This window comes from Psychrobacter aestuarii, assembly GCF_904846035.1.
Lineage (GTDB): Bacteria > Pseudomonadota > Gammaproteobacteria > Pseudomonadales > Moraxellaceae > Psychrobacter > Psychrobacter aestuarii.
Genome location: NZ_CAJGYT010000001.1, coordinates 2,530,061 through 2,550,500 on the forward strand (window position 1 = coordinate 2,530,061; position 20,440 = coordinate 2,550,500).

Annotated in this window: 13 protein-coding genes; 8 read left to right on the forward strand and 5 right to left on the reverse strand. The window is 50.7% G+C overall.

Annotated features, from left to right (window positions below; all coding sequences use genetic code 11):
- Nucleotides 1-45: 45 nt before the first annotated feature.
- Complete coding sequence (locus JMW05_RS10830; protein ID WP_201505254.1) at nt 46-3,159, reverse strand: hypothetical protein; 3,114 nt, start codon at nt 3,157-3,159, stop codon at nt 46-48.
- Nucleotides 3,160-3,756: 597 nt separating this feature from the next.
- Here JMW05_RS10830 and aceE point away from each other — a divergent pair.
- Together aceE and JMW05_RS10840 are read left to right on the forward strand one after the other, a co-directional pair.
- On the forward strand, nt 3,757-6,576 hold the full coding sequence (gene aceE, locus JMW05_RS10835) for a pyruvate dehydrogenase (acetyl-transferring), homodimeric type (protein ID WP_201505255.1): 2,820 nt from the start codon (nt 3,757-3,759) through the stop codon (nt 6,574-6,576).
- A 20-nt stretch (nt 6,577-6,596) separates the two neighbouring features.
- Nucleotides 6,597-8,291, forward strand: coding sequence for a 2-oxo acid dehydrogenase subunit E2 (locus tag JMW05_RS10840; RefSeq protein ID WP_201505256.1), 1,695 nt, complete (start codon nt 6,597-6,599; stop codon nt 8,289-8,291).
- A gap of 254 nt (nt 8,292-8,545) precedes the next feature.
- Here the strand turns inward: JMW05_RS10840 and JMW05_RS10845 are convergent, their stop codons facing one another.
- Complete coding sequence (locus tag JMW05_RS10845) at nt 8,546-9,175, reverse strand: OmpW/AlkL family protein (RefSeq protein WP_201505257.1); 630 nt, start codon at nt 9,173-9,175, stop codon at nt 8,546-8,548.
- 263 nt (nt 9,176-9,438) lie between these two features.
- Here JMW05_RS10845 and JMW05_RS10850 point away from each other — a divergent pair, with 263 nt between their 5' ends.
- Both JMW05_RS10850 and JMW05_RS10855 read left to right on the forward strand, forming a co-directional pair.
- On the forward strand, nt 9,439-9,666 hold the full coding sequence (locus JMW05_RS10850; protein WP_201505258.1) for a hypothetical protein: 228 nt from the start codon (nt 9,439-9,441) through the stop codon (nt 9,664-9,666).
- Nucleotides 9,667-9,766: 100 nt separating this feature from the next.
- Nucleotides 9,767-10,747, forward strand: a complete 981-nt coding sequence (locus tag JMW05_RS10855; protein WP_201505259.1) for an ion transporter — start codon at nt 9,767-9,769, stop codon at nt 10,745-10,747.
- Nucleotides 10,748-10,757: 10 nt separating this feature from the next.
- Here the strand turns inward: JMW05_RS10855 and JMW05_RS10860 are convergent, their stop codons facing one another.
- The 3 genes from JMW05_RS10860 to JMW05_RS10870 form a co-directional block, all read right to left on the reverse strand.
- Entirely contained in the window at nt 10,758-11,396 is a 639-nt protein-coding gene (locus JMW05_RS10860) for a TerD family protein (protein ID WP_201505260.1), read from the reverse strand.
- Nucleotides 11,397-11,463: 67 nt separating this feature from the next.
- Entirely contained in the window at nt 11,464-12,546 is a 1,083-nt protein-coding gene (locus JMW05_RS10865) for a helix-turn-helix transcriptional regulator (protein ID WP_201505261.1), read from the reverse strand.
- A 336-nt stretch (nt 12,547-12,882) separates the two neighbouring features.
- Nucleotides 12,883-15,504: an ATP-binding protein gene (locus tag JMW05_RS10870; RefSeq protein ID WP_201505262.1), complete on the reverse strand. Its 2,622-nt coding sequence runs from the start codon at nt 15,502-15,504 to the stop codon at nt 12,883-12,885.
- Between the two features lie 233 nt (nt 15,505-15,737).
- Here JMW05_RS10870 and rsmG point away from each other — a divergent pair, with 233 nt between their 5' ends.
- The 4 genes from rsmG to msbA all read left to right on the forward strand — a co-directional run bounded on the left by rsmG (nt 15,738) and on the right by msbA (nt 20,434).
- Nucleotides 15,738-16,439 carry a 16S rRNA (guanine(527)-N(7))-methyltransferase RsmG gene (rsmG, locus tag JMW05_RS10875; RefSeq protein WP_201505263.1) on the forward strand — a complete coding sequence of 234 codons (702 nt, stop codon included), beginning with the start codon at nt 15,738-15,740 and terminating at the stop codon, nt 16,437-16,439.
- Between the two features lie 184 nt (nt 16,440-16,623).
- Entirely contained in the window at nt 16,624-17,421 is a 798-nt protein-coding gene (locus tag JMW05_RS10880; protein ID WP_201505264.1) for a ParA family protein, read from the forward strand.
- 104 nt (nt 17,422-17,525) lie between these two features.
- Entirely contained in the window at nt 17,526-18,563 is a 1,038-nt protein-coding gene (locus JMW05_RS10885; RefSeq protein ID WP_201505265.1) for a ParB/RepB/Spo0J family partition protein, read from the forward strand.
- Nucleotides 18,564-18,676: 113 nt separating this feature from the next.
- Nucleotides 18,677-20,434, forward strand: a complete 1,758-nt coding sequence (gene msbA, locus JMW05_RS10890; protein WP_227691518.1) for a lipid A export permease/ATP-binding protein MsbA — start codon at nt 18,677-18,679, stop codon at nt 20,432-20,434.
- Nucleotides 20,435-20,440: the final 6 nt, after the last annotated feature.

Here is a 20,440-nt window from a genome sequence, read left to right on the forward strand (position 1 = left end):
CGCTAATTAAGCCAGCAAGTTATTGAAATAGCAATCTTTTTATCATCACGGCGTTGTAGGAATTGCGCCGTATTTGCTGTTGAAATAGAGCGTGGCTTTGGTGGGTGTGGTCGATGATGTGGCGACTTTGCTGAGCGCGAATTTATCTGACAATATCGTGCCATTACTGCCCATTACCGCTGAGTTATTGGTACTGCTATAGACGGTGCTTGGGTTGCCCAAAGGTTTGGGTAAATGAAACACCGATGTCACAGGCGCAGTCTGTAGGCTGTCTTTGATTTGGATGTCAAAGATGTCGATATGACCACGGTTATAGGCATCAATCTTGTAAGCGATACAGTTACCAGGTTTGACGTTGTTGGCAGGGTTGGTACTAAAGCCTGTGGTCGGGTCGTTGGTATCTGCAATGCTGGTGTAATTCAGCGCTGTATTACAGGCATGAACGTATTGTGATTTTCTGAGTACCAGCGCCGCATTTTGTGCTCTTAGTTCACCAAAATCCATGTTGCGGGTGATGTTGCCTGATGCGTCTTTTTGCGTTTTGTACTCATACGTGCCCGCAACGAGCGTAATCTCACGGCTGTCGGCAGTGGTGTCTATCGTATACTCCCAGCTGCTTGGCTCCGTCTCTATCAAACAGACTTTGGTTTTACCGTTTAAGATGCTTGGCAATACCGAAAAGCTGTACTGACCGAGCGTACCTGCTGTGCTGGATACGGTTTGCGGGTTGGCGCTGCTGGTGGTGATAAGGTTGCCACTACAGTCGGTCAAGCTGACCTGTAGACCACTGATGGCGATGCCTTGCTCATTGCTGTCAAACGCACCGTTGGCATAGTTGGCATTGCCTGTAAATGTCGCAGACACGTCGTATTGCGTGGCGCTGCTTGCGGTAATGCCGCCATTATCATTAAACACGTAGCCCAAGAAACTGTAAGTCGCAGGCGTGTTGGTAATCGTACAGGTAATCTCATCGCCATAGCTGACGTTGGCCAGTGTGAACGAGCGTGTTTTATTGGCAGCGTTGTAGGTCATTGCCGAGGTGGGCATGACGGTGGTGCTGCCAGTTGCGCTGTTGGTACAGGCATAGGTGGCGTTATAGTTAAAAATGTCGCCATTGTTTGTACTATTAACCACTTTTTCGGTGATGGTGTAGCTGGTATTTTCTGCCAAGCTTACCGCGCCGCTTGAGCCGTTGGTGATGCTTTGCCCTGAACCTGTGGTTTCAAAGCTGCTCACCACCGTGCTGCCATTGTTCACACTAATAGCAAACTGGTCACGGTTGCTCGCGCTGTCGTTGATACGTGTGCCAGACAGCTTTTTGTTGACAATGACCTTTGGTGGCGCAAGACAGAAATAAAAGTCGGTATAACCCACCGCATGCGGAGAGTCGTATTGCGTGTAGGCGTTACTGTGTACCAAGCTAAAGGTACTGCCTTGTGTCTTATAGCCCCACGTTGCGTTAATCGGACAGGAGTTGGTCGTCTCACAGTTTCTGCCCAAGATTGAGGTGACGATATTGTTGGCACTGTTGATCGTATGGTAGGCAGACTGAAAGTTTAAAATACCTGCCGAGCCTGAGACGTCCGCACGCTCTTGGTACGGCGATTGCCCATTATTGGTAAACGAGTCTAAGTCCTGAATCACGTAGCCCAGTTTGGAAACAGAGCGGTCTACAGTCACGTTTAACACATGGTTGCTACGCACCGCAGGTGAGTTGTGTAGGATGTTAAGCGCGCCCGCTGTAGCGTTAGGAATGTCACCATAAAAAGGTGAGGGCGTCTGGTATTGGGTATACAAGTCTAAAATAGACGCAAAGCTGATAGTGAAGTTCTTGGTACCTGTGGCATCGTTAAAGCTATAAGTACGACTGGTGCTGCCATTCGACCAACCTGATAGTGGCGTTGAGCGATATGCACCACTCGGCGCATTGGCACCCACATAGTACATACGATGTCCTGCAGGACAGCTGGCAGGGGTGGCGCTCGTGCCGCCATCAAATACCGAACGCGGGCTGTTGGTGATGGTACAGCTGATGTCGTCGCCATAGTTGACGTTCGATAGGGTGAACGAGCGCGTCTTGGTCGCTGAGTTGTAGGTCATTGCCGAGGTGGGCATGACGGTGCTGCTGCCTGTGGTGTTGTTGGTACAGGTGTACGTCGCATCATAGTTGCTGATATCGCCAAGCGAGCTGCCCACCACTTTTTCAGTGATGGTATAGGTGGTGCCTTCATTGAGGCTTAGGGTATTGGTACTGCCGTTGGTAATGGTCTGACCTGAGCCTGTGGTCGTGACACTGCCGAGCACGGTGCTGCCACTGTTCACACTGATTTCGAACTGATCGCGATCGCCTGAGGTGTCATGGACACGCGCGCCACTGAGCTTTTTAGACACTGTGATTTTGGCAGGCTCTAAACAAAAGTAAAAGTCAGAGTAGCCCAAAACATGCGGACCATTATATTGGCTGAACTCGTTGCTGTGCGTGAGGCTAAAGAGACTGTTGGCAGGCTTGTACCCCCAAGTGGCTTCGATAGGACAGGCATAATTGCTGCTATCGCCATTACACGCGACACGCAAAATAGAGGTCACCATATCCAAGCTACCATTGATGGTATGGTAAGTCGGGTCATAGGTCAGCTTGCCGCCAGTAGAGGACACATTGACCGCCTCTTGGTAAGGCACGTTATTTGAGCTATCACGTGCTGAGTCGATATCTTGGATGGTATAACCAAGCTTTGCGACAGGCTTGTTGACCGTCACATCCATGGTATGGTTCACACGCGTTTGCGTCGAGTTGTGAATCATTGTGATGGCGTTCAGCGTTGCACCGCTTAAGCTGCCATAAAAAGGCGGCTGCTCACTATACGAGGTGTACTTATCCAAAAAAAGCGGGAACTCAATAGTAAAGCTTTTGTCCCCTGACGCTTCAGCAAAAGTATAGGTACGTCTGATGCTGCCCGACGTCCAGCCAGTCAGCGGCTGGCTCTTATAGGCCGTTGCAGGCGCGTTGGCACCCAGATAATACATACGTTGGTTTGCCGCACAGGTGGCCGCTGCCCAGACAGACTGACCAAAGCAGAGCAGCAAAACCATACCTAAAAACAAACGTATGCCAAGTGTGGCACTACGCGATATTAATGATGAGTATGGCAGCCAAACCATAGCAGCACTCCTAGAAGACAGGGCCAGCAAATCAGTACGTGTGTTAACTGATTATGTACAAAGTGTTTATTTTATATAATATTATGCAATTGTGAAGTCAAAAACCAATACAATATTACTAATGGTAGATTTTGCGCGACCAAATGCGCACGACAAAATTACTCAATAAAGTGCAGAGTTACGCCTCATAATCGCGCATACTGGTAGCCTATACGGAGCCGATAAGTGCTTGTCATTGGCTACGCGGTATTTTAGCGCGAGCATAGACAACATTTTTTTGCAAAATACTTGTGTTGTTACCATTTTCCTACAGCCATAAACATTTTTGGCGTAAGCGATTATAATAGACTGTCATAAATTCTGAGAGATACCGTTGCATCATAAATCATGCGCTAGGATACCCCTCGCCACCCAAGGCATATCAATGACAACATTGCCTTGTAGATATGTTTTTTATTGCTCAGACATATCCTAAAGAGCCAAGGATGGCGCACAGCGACAACCATCGCCCTGCGGCGCATCACTGTATTTTATCCTTCCACTTCCACTTTTTAACGCCTTTATCTAAGGCATTTCCGATAATAAGGACGAACACGTATGAATTATTATAAGGACGATGACAGTACTGAAACCCAAGAGTGGTTACAGGCATTTGAATCTGTCATTAAAAATGCAGACAAAGACCGTGCCCAGTTTTTGTTAAAAGCACTTTATAATATGGCAGTACAAGAAGGGCTGCCATTTAATCGTTTGGACACCGCTTATGTAAACACCATCGCGGTGGATGACGAGCCGATGTATCCAGGCGACTTGGGCATCGAGCGCAAAATCCGCGCCCTGATTCGCTACAATGCGCTTGCTATGGTAATGCGCGCCAACAAAAACGACGATGATTTGGGTGGTCACTTAGCCTCATTCGCCTCTAGTGCAACCTTATATGAGACAGGCTTTAACCATTTCTTCCGCGCTGCAAGCGACCACTTCGGTGGTGACATGATTTATTACCAAGGTCACTCAGCCCCTGGTATCTACGCCCGTTCTTATTTAGAAGGTCGTCTGACCGAAGATCAGCTCGACAACTTCCGCCGCGAAGTGGGCGGCAAGGGTCTATCAAGCTATCCGCATCCCTACCTGATGCCAGACTACTGGCAGTTCCCAACGGTCTCTATGGGTCTCGGTCCGATCATGTCGATCTACCATGCCCACGTCCACCGTTATATGGAAAACCGCAAACTGCTCGAAAAAGAAGACCGTAAAATCTGGGCATTCTTAGGCGATGGCGAAACCGATGAGCCAGAAAGCTTGGGTGCAATCTCACTGGCTGGTCGTGAAAAGCTAGACAACCTAATTTGGGTCATCAACTGTAACTTGCAGCGCCTTGACGGTCCTGTACGTGGTAACGGCAAAATCATTCAAGAGCTTGAGTCGGTATTCCGCGGTGCTGGCTGGCGCGTGATTAAAGTCATCTGGGGCGGCAACTGGGACAGTCTGCTTGCCAATGACGATACGGGCGTACTTAAGCATCGTATGGAAGAGGTCGTTGATGGTGAGTACCAGCTGTATGAAGCGCGTTCGCCTGAATTTATTCGTAAAGAGTTCTTTGGTAAATACCCAGAGCTTGAAGAAATGGCAGAGTCATTGACTGATGAAGACATCTCTCGTCTGAACCGTGGCGGTCATGACCCAAGAAAAGTCTATGCTGCCTTTAGTGAAGCGATGAAAACCAAAGGTCAGCCAACCGTAATCCTAGTCAAAACGGTTAAAGGCTATGGTCTGTCTGAGCAAGCACAATCGGTCAACAAAGCCCACCAAATCAAAAAGCTGGATCAAGAAGCCTTGATGTACTTCCGTGATCGCTTTGATTTGCCGTTTACCGATGAGCAACTAGACACCCTTCCGTTCTATCGTCCAGACGAAGATTCGGCAGAGATGAAATACCTAAAAGGTCGCCGTGAAGCCTTGGGTGGTCACATGCCAAATCGCCGCAGCGGGCACATTCCATTAAACATCCCTGAGCTGTCTATCTTTGATCGTGTATTAAAGGGCAGCAATGGTAAAGAGCAATCAACGACTATGGTGTTCGTACGCCTACTGTCAGCGATGCTAAAAAATAAAGACATCCAAGACCGCGTCGTGCCCATCGTTCCTGATGAAGCGCGTACCTTTGGTCTAGAAGGTATGTTCCGTCAGCTGGGTATTTACTCAGCAGCAGGTCAGACCTATACGCCTGAAGACAGCGAAGCCTTGATGGGTTATAAAGAAGCCATCGACGGTCACATGCTAGAAGAAGGCATCAACGAAGCAGGCGCGATGAGTACTTGGATTGCGCTAGCGACCAGCTACTCGGTCAATGCCTTACCGATGATTCCGATGTACATCTACTACTCAATGTTCGGTTTCCAGCGTATTGGTGACTTGGCGTGGGCGGCAGGTGACTGTCAGGCACAAGGCTTCTTACTTGGCGCAACCGCTGGTCGTACTACCCTAAACGGTGAAGGCTTGCAGCACCAAGATGGTCATTCGCAGATTCTGTTCAACGTTGTACCAAACTGCGTCACCTATGACCCATGCTACGGCTATGAACTAGCAGTCGTTGTGCATGATGGTTTGCGCCGTATGTATGGCGAAGGCGAGCGCGTATACTACTACCTTACCTTGATGAACGAAAACTACGATCAGCCTGCAATGCCAGAAGGCGCGGAAGAAGGCATCAAGCGTGGTATGTATCTGCTAGAAGACAATGGCTCAACCCAAGTACAGCTACTGGGTTCAGGCGTTATCTTACGCGAAGTACAAAAAGCGGCACGTATCCTAAAAGAAGAGTTTAACATCACCTCAAACGTCTGGAGTGTCACCAGCTTTAACGAGTTGACCCGTGACGGTATGGCGTGTGATGACTACAACCGCCTGCACCCCATGGAAGAAGAGCGTGTGCCTTGGGTCACCGAGCAGCTTGCGCCGCACGAAGGTATCGTGGTTGCCGCGACCGACTATATGCGCAACTACTCAGAGCAAATCCGTGCTTGGCTGCCTGACAACCGTCCATACACCACACTAGGTACTGACGGCTATGGTCGCTCGGACTCTCGTGAGCAGCTACGCAGCTTCTTTAACGTTGACGCAGCACACATCGTGGTCGCTACGCTAAAACGCTTGGCAGATGAAGGCGAAGTGGAAATGCGTTTGGTGAAAGATGCCATCTCAAGCTTTGAGATTGATGTGGATCATCCACCAGCATGGCAGCAGCAGCCTCATTATGACCACTTCCCAGATGCTCCAGCACCAGCACCTGAAAAGGTCAATCCAAATCCAGTACCTGAGTTTGTTGGCGAAGATGACGACGAAATCAGCAGTGAGGGTCGCGCCGAAGATCAAGCCGATGCTGCACTACTTAATGACGACGACATCAAAGAATAACCACAAATTAGGAGAAAATCATGGAAGTTAAAGCCCCCGATTTGGGCGTAGACAGTGCCGAAGTCAGCGAAATCATGGTCGCGGTCGGTGATGTCATCGAAAAAGACGACAACATCGTCTTGCTAGAGTCAGACAAAGCATCGGTCGAAGTACCCACTACTGCTGCTGGTAAAGTCACCAAAATCAGTGTCAGCGTTGGCGATCAAGTCAGCGAAGGCACCGTGCTGATTGAAGTAGACAGCGCGGACGCTAGCGATGACGCGGGTTCTGATGACAGCGCTGAAGACGCTGCTGAACCAGAACAAGCGGATGACAGTGCAGAAGAAGACACGGTAGAGGAAGAAGCGGCGGATGACGCAAGCGAAGGCGCATCAACCACTCATGCACTACCAGACCTTGGTGTTGACGAAGCGCAAGTGGCTGAAATCATGGTCAGCGTTGGTGATACTGTAGAAGCGGACGAATCACTATTACTGATTGAATCAGACAAAGCCTCAGTCGAAGTGCCTGCACCAGAGGCTGGCGTGATTGAAAAAATCTTGGTCAGCGCAGGTGATATGGTCGCCAATGGTCAAGACTTTATCGTGATTAAAGCGGCAGGCAGCGCGAAAGCAAAACCAAAAGCGGACACCGCGAAAAAAGAAGACAAGCCTGCACCAAAAGCAGACAGCAAGCCTGAAGCAAAAGCGCAACCAGCGCCAACGGGTGAGCCAAAGCAAGCACCAGCGCCAAGCACCAGTACTGCACCAGCAGGTAAAAAGCTAAGCGAAGCGGAAGTCAACGAAAAACTGACTGACGTATATGCAGGTCCTGCCGTACGTAAGCTGGCGCGTCAGCTTGGTGTCGACATCACGCAAGTGAGCGGCTCAGCACCGAATGAGCGTATTTTAAAAGAAGATTTGTTCGCCTACGTCAAAACCCGTCTGACCACCCAGCAAGCCGCGCCAGCGAGCGCACCTGCTGCTGCGGGCGCAAGCTTGCCAAAGCTGCCTGATATGAGCAACCAAGAGATTTGGGGTGAGACAGAAGTCCAAGACCTAAGCCGCCTACAAAAAGTCTCTATCCCGCAGCTGAACTACAATACCTTGCTACCGCAGGTAACGCAGTTCGATATGGCGGACATCACCGAGACCGAAGCGCTACGCGGCGAGCTCAAAGGTGGTATGAAAGCGCAAGGTATTGGCTTGACCATTCTTGCCTTTATCGTCAAAGCGACCGCATATGCGCTGACACAGCACCCACGCTTTAACAGTCATCTTAGCGATGACAATACGCAAATCATCGTGCGTAAGAGTGTGAATATGGGTATTGCGGTTGCGACTGATGACGGTCTGATTGTGCCTGTGATTAAAAACGCACAAGACAAAGGCATCAAGCAGCTGGCGATTGAAATCGGTGAATTGGCTGTTAAAGCACGTGATAAGAAACTGGGTGCCAAAGACTTGCAAGGCGCAAGCTTTACCATCTCAAGCCAAGGTGTCTTGGGCGGTACGGCATTCACGCCACTGGTTAACTGGCCACAAGTCGGTATCCTAGGCGCGTCAGAAGCGACCATGCAACCAAAATGGAACGCTAAAACGCAAAGCTTTGAGCCACGTTTGATGCTGCCATTGTCATTGTCGTATGACCACCGCGTGATTAATGGTGCGGATGCTGCGGTATTTACCCGTTATATCGCAACCTTACTGGCAGACCCACGCCGTATCCTGCTATAAGCCATATTGACGCTGCCTGATTGGGCAATCAAGCGCACGCAGCTTACACAACGGTCACGAAAAAGACTGCCTAAGGGCGGTCTTTTTTTATGTGGTGTTCTCGTGACAGGCATCAGATATCACGGGCAATGATAAAAAAGTGGCATAAAAAAAGTACCCATCAAATGACGGGTACCTTTATGAGCCAAAGGTTGTTGTTATTGCTGTTTTTCTTATTGTCTTAGCGTATGACCACAATCAGTGATAATACGGAATTAGAACTGCTTTACAAAGGCAACGCCGTACGCCCACGGGCTGATATCGACTTCACCGATGTCCATGCCATTTAGAGAGGCGTCTGTTTTGATGTCCATGTAGCGGGCATCGATGCGGAAAGACTCGGTTGGCGCGTATGGGAAATCAATACCCACGTGACCTGCAACGCCGACACTGTCATCAAACTCTAAATCTGCACCGTTAGAGACACGCTCTTTAAAGAAAGTGGTGTAGTTGACACCCACACCGACAAATGGCTTGACGTTCATTGGCATCATGTCGTTATCAAAGTGATACTGTAGTGACAATGTTGGTGGTAGGTGCTGCGTCTTACCAGTTAAGACGGTATTGCCAGTAGGGTCTTTGAGTTCAAAGTCATGATGAAAGGGCATAGCGGCAAGCAGCTCAACGCCGACATTGTCTGCGACGAAGTATTCACCGCTGATGGTAGGGCGAATGTCGTCATCAACATCAACAGAAAGCGTATCATTTAGCAGTTTGCCATTGTCGCTTTTTGGGTCAACCATGTGTGCGCCAGCCGCCACCGTCCACGTACCTGCAGGAACAGCAAAAGCAGAGGTCATGCCAAGGGCGGTGATGACAGCTAGAGTGATTGATTGTAATGTCATGGGGTGCTTCCTCACTATCGTAAATGATACTCGGCAAGCGCAGCGCTTTGCCCGAGCAATATACGAATCAATAAACATATGATGATTCGCTTACGAGTGATTATAATATAAATCCCATACAGTTAGTAGTGAGTTAGATAGAAATGAGCAATATTTTTATAGCAAAGAGACAACGCGCTTGGATTTTTAATATTTTTATACTGTTTTTCTTTTTATCTGCTTTTGGAGTAGAATTGACGTTCATATGATAAATGGCGATGGTTATGGCAGGTTATTGTAGCAATTCGCCAAGGCGCTGTGCGCTCGCACGCTCAATGGCTAAAATCGTACAAACAGATGGGATATGCCCAGAATGCGGCTGTGCCTTGATACCCATACCTGAGCCGATCAACAGCTCGCATATGGAGCGTCGCGTGTTGATGCTTGGGCTGAGTGTGACAGGATTGTTGCTACTGCTCTTGGCGTATATGCACTATACTTATGTGGCTTAGGGCGAGTCCGTCATCAACGCGACTCGACAATACGTGACCATCAGATTGGGGGCGACAGATTCAGTGAACACACACAAGATAGGCTCAACGCAGGATAGGCATGTTATCTGACTCCATACAACACGTGCGGCGTATGGTCTATGATGTCCTACAAAACGATGACCACGATACGGCGCTCAGCCGCTATGTGGATTACTTTCTGATTTTTTTAATCATGACCAACGTGGCGGCGGTGATTGCTGAGTCGGTAGATGAGTGGTATTACCCGCATCAGACGTATTTTACGTGGTTTGAAAACTTCTCCATCATTATCTTTTCTATTGAATACTTGTTGCGCTTTTGGAGTGTGGCTGAAGCCAAACCAAAAGACACCACGTGGCGTCAGCGCTTTGACTGGGTGCGCAGTCCTTCGGCCTTGGTCGATTTGATTGCCATTGCACCTGCCTTCTTTAACTTCTTTGTCACCATTGATTTGCGCTTTTTGCGTATTTTGCGCCTGTTTCGTATTTTAAAGCTGACCCGTTATTTTGCGTCGATGCGTATTTTGCTGGTGGTCATCAGTAAAGAGCGCGGCTCTTTTCAGGCGGTGATTTTTATTTTAATCATCATGATTGTGACGGCGTCGAGCGGTATTTATTTGGTTGAAAACCACGCGCAGCCTGAAGAGTTTGAGTCGATTCCCAAGGCGATGTGGTGGGCGGTGGTGACGCTGACCACCGTCGGTTATGGTGATGTGATACCCGTGACCATGGCGGGCAAGATATTGGGCGCGGTGATTACCATATTGGGCGTGGGTTTGGCGGCACTGCCTGCGGGTATTTTGGCAACAGGGCTTGCCAATGAGCTTAGCCAGCGACGTGAGGAGTTGGAGCAGCATTTTCGTGAGCAGCTGATTGATGGCGATTTTGACTTGGTACAAAACCAGCGCATGGTGGACAAAATCCGTCGCGAGCTGGGTCTGGATAGGGCGCAGGCGCAGGACATTGTGCTGCAAGTCCTACGCGAGCAAGAACTAGAGCGCCGCGAAAAAGAGGTCAATAAGAAAAACTTCTGCCCCCATTGCGGCGAGCCTTTAGAGTAGGGCGACTGTCTTAAACGCTCGGCAAGGTGCGTGCCAGCTCATACGCCACTTGTTCGGCGGCGGCGTCCAGCGCATGGTCACTCAGTGGTAGACTCTGCGCGGTCAGATACCAGCCGTCAATCTCACGGTGCAAACTTGCCACCCATAGCGATTGACAGTCTTTGGGCAGCTGCTTGAGGTTAATGTCTATCAAGTGGTTGCCTTCATCATCGCCTACGTGCAGCTCGCCTGCGTTGACGCCAGAAAAAGGCTGTCCATGATACGAGCTGACGAGTAAAGCAAGGTGCTTGATGTGCTTGGGCACGCTGGTCAAATATAGGCGAATCTGTTCTTGGTCAAAAGGCGCGTGGTACATTGCCTGCTCGCCACGGTCTTTGCCGTTTAGGCTGTCGCCTTGATGGCGCACCGACTCTGCCTTGTCGCGCAGCTGTTTAAACCACACCATCTCTTGGAGCTGACACTGCGCGTCGTACATGGCGCAGGCAATATCGATATCAATCATCCCTTGGTTTTGTTTAAAACGCTTTAATAATCCTTTGCTCTCTACCTTGTCGGCGTCATAATTCATGGCAAACAGTAGCAATTCTCTGTTCATACCGAGGGCGGTCAGATTGTCTGAAACCAAATTGGGGTCAGTGGCGATAGGCATAGTGGTCCTTATTATAATGGGGTCGATAAAGAGGCTGAGTCAGGCGTAGTCTTGAAGTGATGCCCGTTTAAGTGTCTGCGTCATTGAGTGACGGCGCATCGAGTACAGCGCGGTGCAATACCGTGGGTTTGACATCCAACAGTCCTTTGCCAAAGCCGCGCAGCCACCACACCAGCTGCAAAGTCATATTGACCGTCGCGCGAATGCGTAAGCTGCCGTCGTCCTCAACCGTGACTTGTTGGTCTTCGCTCAGCTTGCTTTCTGTCAAGCTCTTACCCGCCTGCGCTGTAAAATGCAGCTCGATAGGTATGTTTTTGCCATGATTGGGCAGTGATTTGCTGAGCTGTGAATGTGGAAAGCCCATCACCCCTGCGTCCAGATAACTGTCCAGCTCAAAGTCTTTGGGCGTCTTGGCCGCCGCTTCGAGCACTTCGACCGCCAAAAAACGATGCAAGGCAAAGGTGCGAATCACCTCGTCGGGGTCATCGGTACGCGTCGCCAATAAATAAATCACCACCCCGCGCTGAATGATGGCAATGGGATTTAAGACATAATCGCTGGGGTGCGGCTGATTGCTGCGCGTGTAGCTGGCGCGGATTTGCAGTTGATAAAACAGGGCGTGATAAATGTTGTCTTTGCTTTGCAAGTCAATATGCGGCGCGATTAGCGGCTGTGTGGCAGGCTCTATACGCACTCTATCGAGCCACGAGTGTGTGACCTTGCTGTTTTTGAGCTGTCTGCGCGCCAAGTCAAACCACGGGAACAGCTCATCTAAAATGGCAGGGGGCAACAGCTGCGTTAGGTTGGCCTCGACCATGTTAAAAGCGACTGCTTGTGATAAATTCATATGCGGCAAGCTCTGTAACGGCGCGTCGTCCTTCCAGCGCCAGCCTTGCGGGTTGGCATTGTTTTTTTCGATAGGAAAGCGCTTCGCCAAAGCGTTTAGGTCGCGCTGCACGGTACGCAAACTGATGTCAAATCCTGCCAATGCCAGCTGCTCATAAATGTGCGACGTGCCGACCCAGCGATTGCGCTGCAATTGTGACAAGACTTGCCATTGGCGCGCGGTGGTGGCAGCACCGTGGCGACTGGCTTTGTCGGTACTGTTGTCGGTCTTAGAGGCAAAATCAGCAGAATTGGACGCAGTCATGAAGATAACCTATAAAGATGCGGTGGACAGTGGTCAGATGACCATGGCGGGTACAAGGGCGCAAAAAGCGTTTGGTTATCATCGCAGAAAAGCGCGTGAGCGTCTAGGGAGGATTGTGGGTGCGTCGCGGCAATGCGTCGCTTGTCATGCTAAGGGTGTTCAAATATATGTCAGGGAGCATCGATGCGGGGCAAAAAGACGCAGCAATAAAAAACGAACGCCAGCCTAAGCGGTTAAGGTTTGCTTGGACTGGCGCAAGTTGGTTGTACGGTGTTCAAGGATATATGAGGGGAAGCGTATAAACACGGATACCCACATACCTTTTGAACCGTTTTTTTATTTCACCTTATAGCGTGCTTTGGTTGTTGTGGTGCTGGTTTCACCTTCTGATGGCACGGTCGCCTCTGGTACATCGCCTTTACTGGGCTTTTTCTTACGCTTCTTCTTTGCGGGTGCTTCTGTGGCAGCAGCAGGTTCAGCTTCGGCGGCGGCGGTCGGCTCTTGATTTTGCTCCCACAGCATGAGGCGGCGCAAGATTTTGCCGAACAAGGTGTTTTTGTGGTAGCGCTTTTTTTTGTTTAAAGTATCAATCGGTAAGCCTGTCATCAAGGTGAGTGCCTCGCGCAGGCTATTGACGCCATAAATGACAAAGCGCTGCTCACTGACCGCCTCGATGATGTCATCACGCAGCATCAGCTGTTTGGCATTGGCCATCGGAATGATAACGCCTTGCTCTCCTGTCAATCCTTGCTCGCGGCAGGCATCAAAAAAGCCTGCAATCTTTGAATTAATACCGCCGACTGCTTGGATTTCGCCGAGCTGGTTCATAGAGCCTGTGATGGCAAAGGACTGATTGATGGGCACATCAGCAAGGGCAGAGAGCAGGGCGCACGCCTCGCTCACGGTAGCGCTGTCGCCGTCGATATGCGCATAGCTTTGCTCAAAGGCGAGTGAGGCGCTAAAGTTTAGGGTATGGTGCTGGCTGAACAGCGCACGCAAGTAGCTGGTCATAATCAGCATGCCTTTAGCGTGGATGCTGCCGCCCAAGTCCACATCACGCTCGATGTCTAAAATCTCGCCTGCGCCGACATTGGGCTGAATCACAGCGGTCAAGCGGGCAGGCATGCCAAATTCGCTATCGGCGTAGCTGACCACGGTGAGCGCATTGACTTGCCCGACCGCCACGCCTTGAGTATTGATGAGCTGCTGCCCGTTTTTTAACTCATCCCAGTACAAATCACGCAAATAGCCTGAGCGCTCGTCCATATCGTCAATCGCTTGGGTGACGTGATTGGCGTCCACGACGGTTTTGCCCGCTAAGCGCGCATGGCGGTTGGACTCGTGGAGTAGCTTAATCAAACGGTCGCTGTGCAAGGTTAGGCGGTCTTGGTCTTCTGCTTGCAGGCTTAGATGCTCGAGCAATGTCGCTTGCGCGCTTTTATCAAATGGGTAGAGATGGGCATGATGGATGATGTCCGCCATTTTGGCGACCAGTGCCAGCTCGTGCGCGTCGGTACGTGACACGTCGTCATGAAAGTCGGCGCGTACCTTAAACACCGCGTCAAATTCAGGCTCTAATTCTAACAGCTCGTAATACAAATCGGCTTCACCGAGCAGTATCACTTTGACATCAAGGTCAATGGGTGCAGGTGCCAGTGACAAACTGCCCGTCAAGGTCAGCATCTGCTCAAGGCTGGACAGACGGATTTGCCGCGCTTGCAAGGCGCGTTTGAGCCCTTGCCAAGCATAGGGATGCTCTAGGACGTGGCTCGCCTCTAAGAGCAAAAAGCCGCCGTTGGCGCGGTGCAATGCGCCTGAGCGTATCATGCTGACGTCGGTGGTGACCGTACCGAGCTGGGTGATTTGCTCGACATGCCCAAGCAAGTTTAAATGCGTGGGCAAATCCTCGAACACCACAGGCGCACCGCTATCGGGCGTGTGACTGACCATCACATTGACCGCATAGCGGCTTGGCGTGGTCGCAAGCATCGAAGCGACAAACTCTTCATCGTCGGCATTGACGATGCGCTCAACATGACTGACCATGTCTTTGAACATAGCGTCCAAATGAGCAATGACGCTTGCCTGCGCGGCAAAATGCTGACGTAAGGGCGCAAAAACAGGGGTCAGCGTGCGCTCAGCGATGCTGCGGTGCAAGGCTTCAATCGCGTCATTTGCCTCATCTTCGAGCTGCTCTAAAGTAATGGTCAGCTGATTGAGGCGTTTTTGCATGTGATTTTTTTGTGCAAAGTTGCGGCGCTGTTGCCCATCATTGCTGCTCTCAGGCGCTTTGTTGTCTGGTGTATTGTCATCATCGCTTGGCAACTGGCTGGGATGCACAAAGACCGCTTTGTTGTCTGAGGGGCGAAAGGTCAGCGCAAGGTTGTATTCTAAGCCTTCAGCACTTAATGCGTCATAGGCGCTGCTTTCTTTTTGGTGCGCGCTGTTTTTAATCGCTTCGATTTCGCTTTGATAATGGTCGCTACGAAAACGCTGGCTGAGGCGTTTTTTGGTGGTCTGCCATAAGGCTTCAACAAAGCCTTGTAACACCAGACCTTCACCTGCTGGCAAGGATAAGGCAATCGGCGCGCGCGGGTCATCAAAATTATGCACATATACCCAATCGTTTGGGGTTGGCGCAGTTTTGGCGCTGCGTTTTAACAGGCGGCTGATGATGGTGCGCTTGCCCAGTCCATTTTCGCCTGCGGCAAACACGTGATAGCCATTGGCATTGATATCCAGCGCCGTTTTTAGCGCTTTTAATGCACGCTCTTGACCAAAGCCGATGTCCAGCTCTGGGGCAGTGCTGGTGTCTTTTGGTAAGTGGCGTGTGTGGCTGTAGCGCTTTAGCTGGTCGACCGTCAGGCGGCAGTGTGCTTGGACACGTGCCAGATTAACCTCAGGAGTGATGTCCGCTGGCGTCAACAAAGGGGTGGCCGAAGCGGGAGAATTGGGCATGGTTTTTGTCATAAGTGTGGGGTCGATATCGCTCGTTGGTGTCAGATTAGCCGCCATTATCGGGCATGGTACGCTAGCATCTCAATGGATAATGATAGGCCGATAGTACAAGATGCCCGATAATCGCGCAATCTGCAACTATTCAACATCGAGGCTGCATGATAAAATAGTCGGTTCACATGCCAAATTTGGTATTTTTTTGTCTGTCAGCATCAGCCGTAGCGTCTATTACCATGACTCATTTTGACCAAAAGCCCTTGTCCGTTCCGACCATCAGCCCAGACGGGTTTGCCAAATTAGGCAACCAGTTGCCAGCATTGACCCAGATACTCGCGCAAGCGGTGGCAGAGTTGGGGCTTGAATTGAGTGACGCGCAGCTGCGTGCCTTATTGCTGTATTTAGACCAGCTGCTATTGTGGACCAAGGCGTATAACCTAACGGCGATTACTGAGCCAAAAGAAGCACTGATTAAGCATATTATTGATTGCTTGGCGATTTTGCCGCATTTGCCCAAAGGCAGCCTTCTGGATATCGGTACAGGAGCAGGTCTGCCTGCGGTGATTATTGCCATTTGTCAGCCTGAGCGCCTGTGTACCGCGCTCGACAGTAACCAAAAAAAGATACGCTTTATTAAGCAAGTGGCAAGCCAGCTGGGTTTAAACAATTTAACGCCCATCGCCAGCCGTATTGAAGCGCACGATGGCAGCTATGAGGTGGTGACCTCGCGCGCCTTTGCCAGTCTTGATGATTTTGTGGCGGTGGCAAGCATACGTTTGGCGGCAGGCGGCTATTTGTCAGCCATGAAAGGCAAAGCGCCAACCGATGAGGAGCTGCAAAGCTTGTCTGGCGCATGGGACATCAAAACCATTCCTTTGACCGTACCAAGATTGCATGACAGTCGGCATTTGATTGAATTATCAGCGAAAAATGACTAAGCTTAGGCATCAAAGCGGTAGGGTGCATCGTCGACCCATGCGGTAAGACGTGCACGCAATACGCATATAGACTGCGCAAAATAAGCGTCAAAGTGGTACTATCAGCGACGACAACACAATACAATACGCCCCAAGCGCCTTTGGCTGCTGGCACGGTATTCGATTAATCAACTTGAGTGAGTGTATGGAAATCCTAGCAATTGCGAATCAAAAAGGTGGGGTTGGTAAAACCACAACGGCGGTCAACCTCGCCGCAAGCCTTAGCGCGAAACGCAAGCGTGTACTGCTGATTGATTTAGACCCGCAAGGCAATGCCACCACAGGCACAGGGCTGCACAAAAACGAGCTGGCATTGACTGCCGCTGACGTGCTGCTCGATGGGGTATCGATTGCCGAAGCCACGGTGATGAGTCCTGCAGGCTTTGATGTGGTCGGTGCCAATAAAGAGCTTGCGGGTATGGACATCACCTTGATGGGACAAGAAAACAGCCATACCTTGCTGGCAGATGCGCTCGATGTGTTGATGGAAGATCAGCAAAACAGCAAGAAAAAAGGCTATGACTATATCGTCATGGACTGCGCGCCGAGTCTGAACCTATTGACCATTAATGCTTTAGTCGCCACCGATGGCGTCATCATCCCCATGCAGTGCGAATACTACGCGCTAGAGGGCTTGGCGGATTTGTCACAGACCATTGAGCGCTTGACGGAACTGAATCCCAAACTGCACATCAAAGGGGTGGTGCGTACCTTGTTCGATGCGCGTAATACCCTAGCCAATGATGTGTCGCAAGAGCTTGAGGCGCATTTTGGTGATATCATGTACCGCACGCACATTCCTAGAAATGTGCGTTTGGCAGAAGCCCCTGCGCATGGCATGCCTGTACTGGCGTTTGAAAAAAACTCCAAAGGCGCACAAGCGTATTTACAGCTGGCGGCTGAGGTGATTAAGCAAAGCCGTGCTGCCAAAAAGCAAGCATAACGGCTTACTCTAGGTCGCCTTATCGGTGATCTGACACCAAGCGCGACGTACCGCGCAGTTTTTTATCATTTGGCTTTTATTTTTGCGTTAGAGGATAGGTAATCATGGCGAAAAAACGAGGATTGGCTGCCAATCGAGGTTTAGATGCCTTATTAGGGTCAATTAAGAAAGAAAAGCAAATTACCGCCTCTGCCTTACAAGACGATACCGATGCTGCTGAAACGGCAGCCGCCATTGCTGCGCCAAAAAGTGCGGCACGTACCCCGCGTAGCCCGCGCCAAGCCAGCAAAGTCAAAAATGCGGCGATAGCACAAGAGGGCAGCGAAGACCAAATCAGCTTGGTACAGATTGATGTGACCCGCTTGCAGGCGGGTAAATACCAGCCGCGCCGCGACATGAGCGAGACGGCACTCTCTGAGCTGGCATCCTCCATTCGTCAGCATGGCGTCATGCAGCCCATCGTCATCCGTCCGTTACTTGCTCGTGAAGACAAAAGCAGTGACGAAGTTACGCACGAGATTATCGCAGGTGAGCGCCGCTGGCGCGCTGCAAAACTGGCGGGCAAAACAGAAATCCCAGCGATTGAGCGCGCACTCTCTGATGAGTTGGCGATTGCGCTGGCACTGATTGAAAACATTCAGCGCGAAGACTTGTCCGTCATCGAGCAAGCCGCCGCCTTACAGCGCTTTCATACCGAGTTTGGCATGAGTCATGCGATGATTGCCGAAGTGGTGGGTAAAGCGCGTACCACGGTGTCAAACTTGCTGCGTTTAAACCAGCTACACGACACGGTCAAAGACCACTTGGCGACGGGCGAGCTGGACATGGGACACGCGCGCCCGCTGTTGTCATTATCTGCCGAGCAGCAGCCGATTATTGCCAAAAAAATCATCGACGGCGGCATGACCGTACGCGATGCTGAAAAACTGGTCAAATCCATTCTGACGCCCAATGAAGATAAGCCCAAAATTGCGCCCAATCAAAATGCAGAAGTGGCGCGCCTCACGCAGCAGCTGACCGAAGCGCTCGGCGCAGAAGTCAAGCTCAAGCACAAACGCGGCGGCAAGGGCAGTGTCGAGATATTCTTCCAAAACAACGATGAGCTGACCGCCTTAATCGCACAACTGGGCGCTTCGGTATAAGTCATCGTCTACTGAGACAGGCTGCCCTGTGCAAGATGGGTACGCCTTTAGCAGCATCGGTACTGTCTACCTTTCGCTGCTGATTTTCTATTTTTATTCAATCTGAGTCTTTTATGAGCCAAGCTGATGTATCATCGCCTCCTATGACGCCGCCAGCAAAGCATAAAACACTACTGCGCTTGCTGGGCTATCTCAAGCCCTACTGGTGGGCGCTGGTGCTTATCATTGTGGGTTTTGCCATCAATGCGGGTACTGAGATTTGGATTGCCAAGCTGCTCCAGTACATCACCGACGCCATTAACCAAGGCGACCAAAGCAAACAGAACCTGTTTCCGCTGTTGATTATTGCGCTGTTTTTTGTGCGCGGTGTGGGCAGCTTTTTGGGTAATTATTATTCCGCTCTGGTATCGCGCAACTTGGTCTATGAGCTGCGCGTGCAGGTATTTAATAAGCTGCTGCGCCTGCCGAGTGCCTTTTATTTACAAAACCCTGCAGGTACGATTTCATCCAAGCTGATCTTTGATGTCGAGCAGGTGACGGCTGCCAGTACCGAGTCGATGAAGACGCTATTGCGAGACGGCTTGACGGTACTTGGTTTGATTGGTTTTTTATTTTATAGCAACTGGCGTTTGACGCTGATTTTATTTGTGGTGTTGCCGCCGATTTTGTGGCTGATACGCATCGCGTCTAAACGTTATTTAAAATTGTCCAAGGGCATTCAAGAGACCATGGGCGATGTCAGTCACATCACCAATGAGGTGATTGGCGGCTATCAGGTGGTCAAAAACTACGGCGGACAAGCCTATGAAGCTGCCCGGTTTGATAGCGCCTCACAAAAGAACTTGCGCCAAGGTATGAAGGTGGTGGTCACCAACAGCATCAACACACCCGCCGTTCAGCTATTAATGGCAATGGCGATGTCGGTGGTAGTGTGGCTGGCACTGCGCCCCTCGGTAATCAACAACATCTCCGCAGGCGAGTTTATCTCGTATATCGCTGCGGCAGGTCTGCTCAGCAAACCCGTACGCTCGCTGACCGACGTCAATCAAAAGCTGCAAAAAGGCATCGCCGCAGGGGAGTCTATTTTTGCGCTGCTCGACGAGCCAGAAGAGCGCGACTCAGGCACTCAGCGCCCAAGCATCGCTGGGGAGATTGTGTTTGATAAGGTGGGCTTGGTCTATCCTGATGACACCACCGCGCTGCAAGAGTTTAGCCTGTCGATACGCGCAGGTGAGACCATTGCCTTGGTCGGGCGCAGTGGGGCGGGCAAGTCAACCTTGGTCAATTTGCTGACGCGCAGTTTAAATGCTTCCTCAGGGCGCATCTTAATAGATGGGCTGCCGATTGATGACATCACGCTTGACAGCTTGCGTGCGCAAATTGCGATGGTCAATCAGCAAGTGGTGCTGTTTAACACCACGGTGCGCAATAACATTGCTTATGGCAGCTTGATGGAAAAATCACAAAGAGAGGTTGAAGCGGCGGCAAAAGACGCCTTTGCCCATGATTTTATTATGGACATGCCCGCAGGCTACGACAGCCAGATTGGTGCAGAGGGGTTGCAGCTCTCAGGCGGTCAGCGTCAGCGCTTATCTATCGCGCGCGCGCTGCTCAAAGACGCGCCGATTTTAATCCTCGATGAGGCGACCAGTGCGCTGGACAATGAGTCGGAGTTTTATATCCAAAAGGCACTCGATAATGTGATGCAAGACCGTACCACGTTGGTCATTGCGCACCGCTTGACCACCATTGAGTCGGCAGACCGTATCGCAGTGATGGACAAAGGGCGCATCGTTGAGCTGGGTACGCATCAGGAATTGATGGCGCAGCAAGGTCACTACGCGCAGATGTATGCCCGCGACTTTGTATAGTAGAGC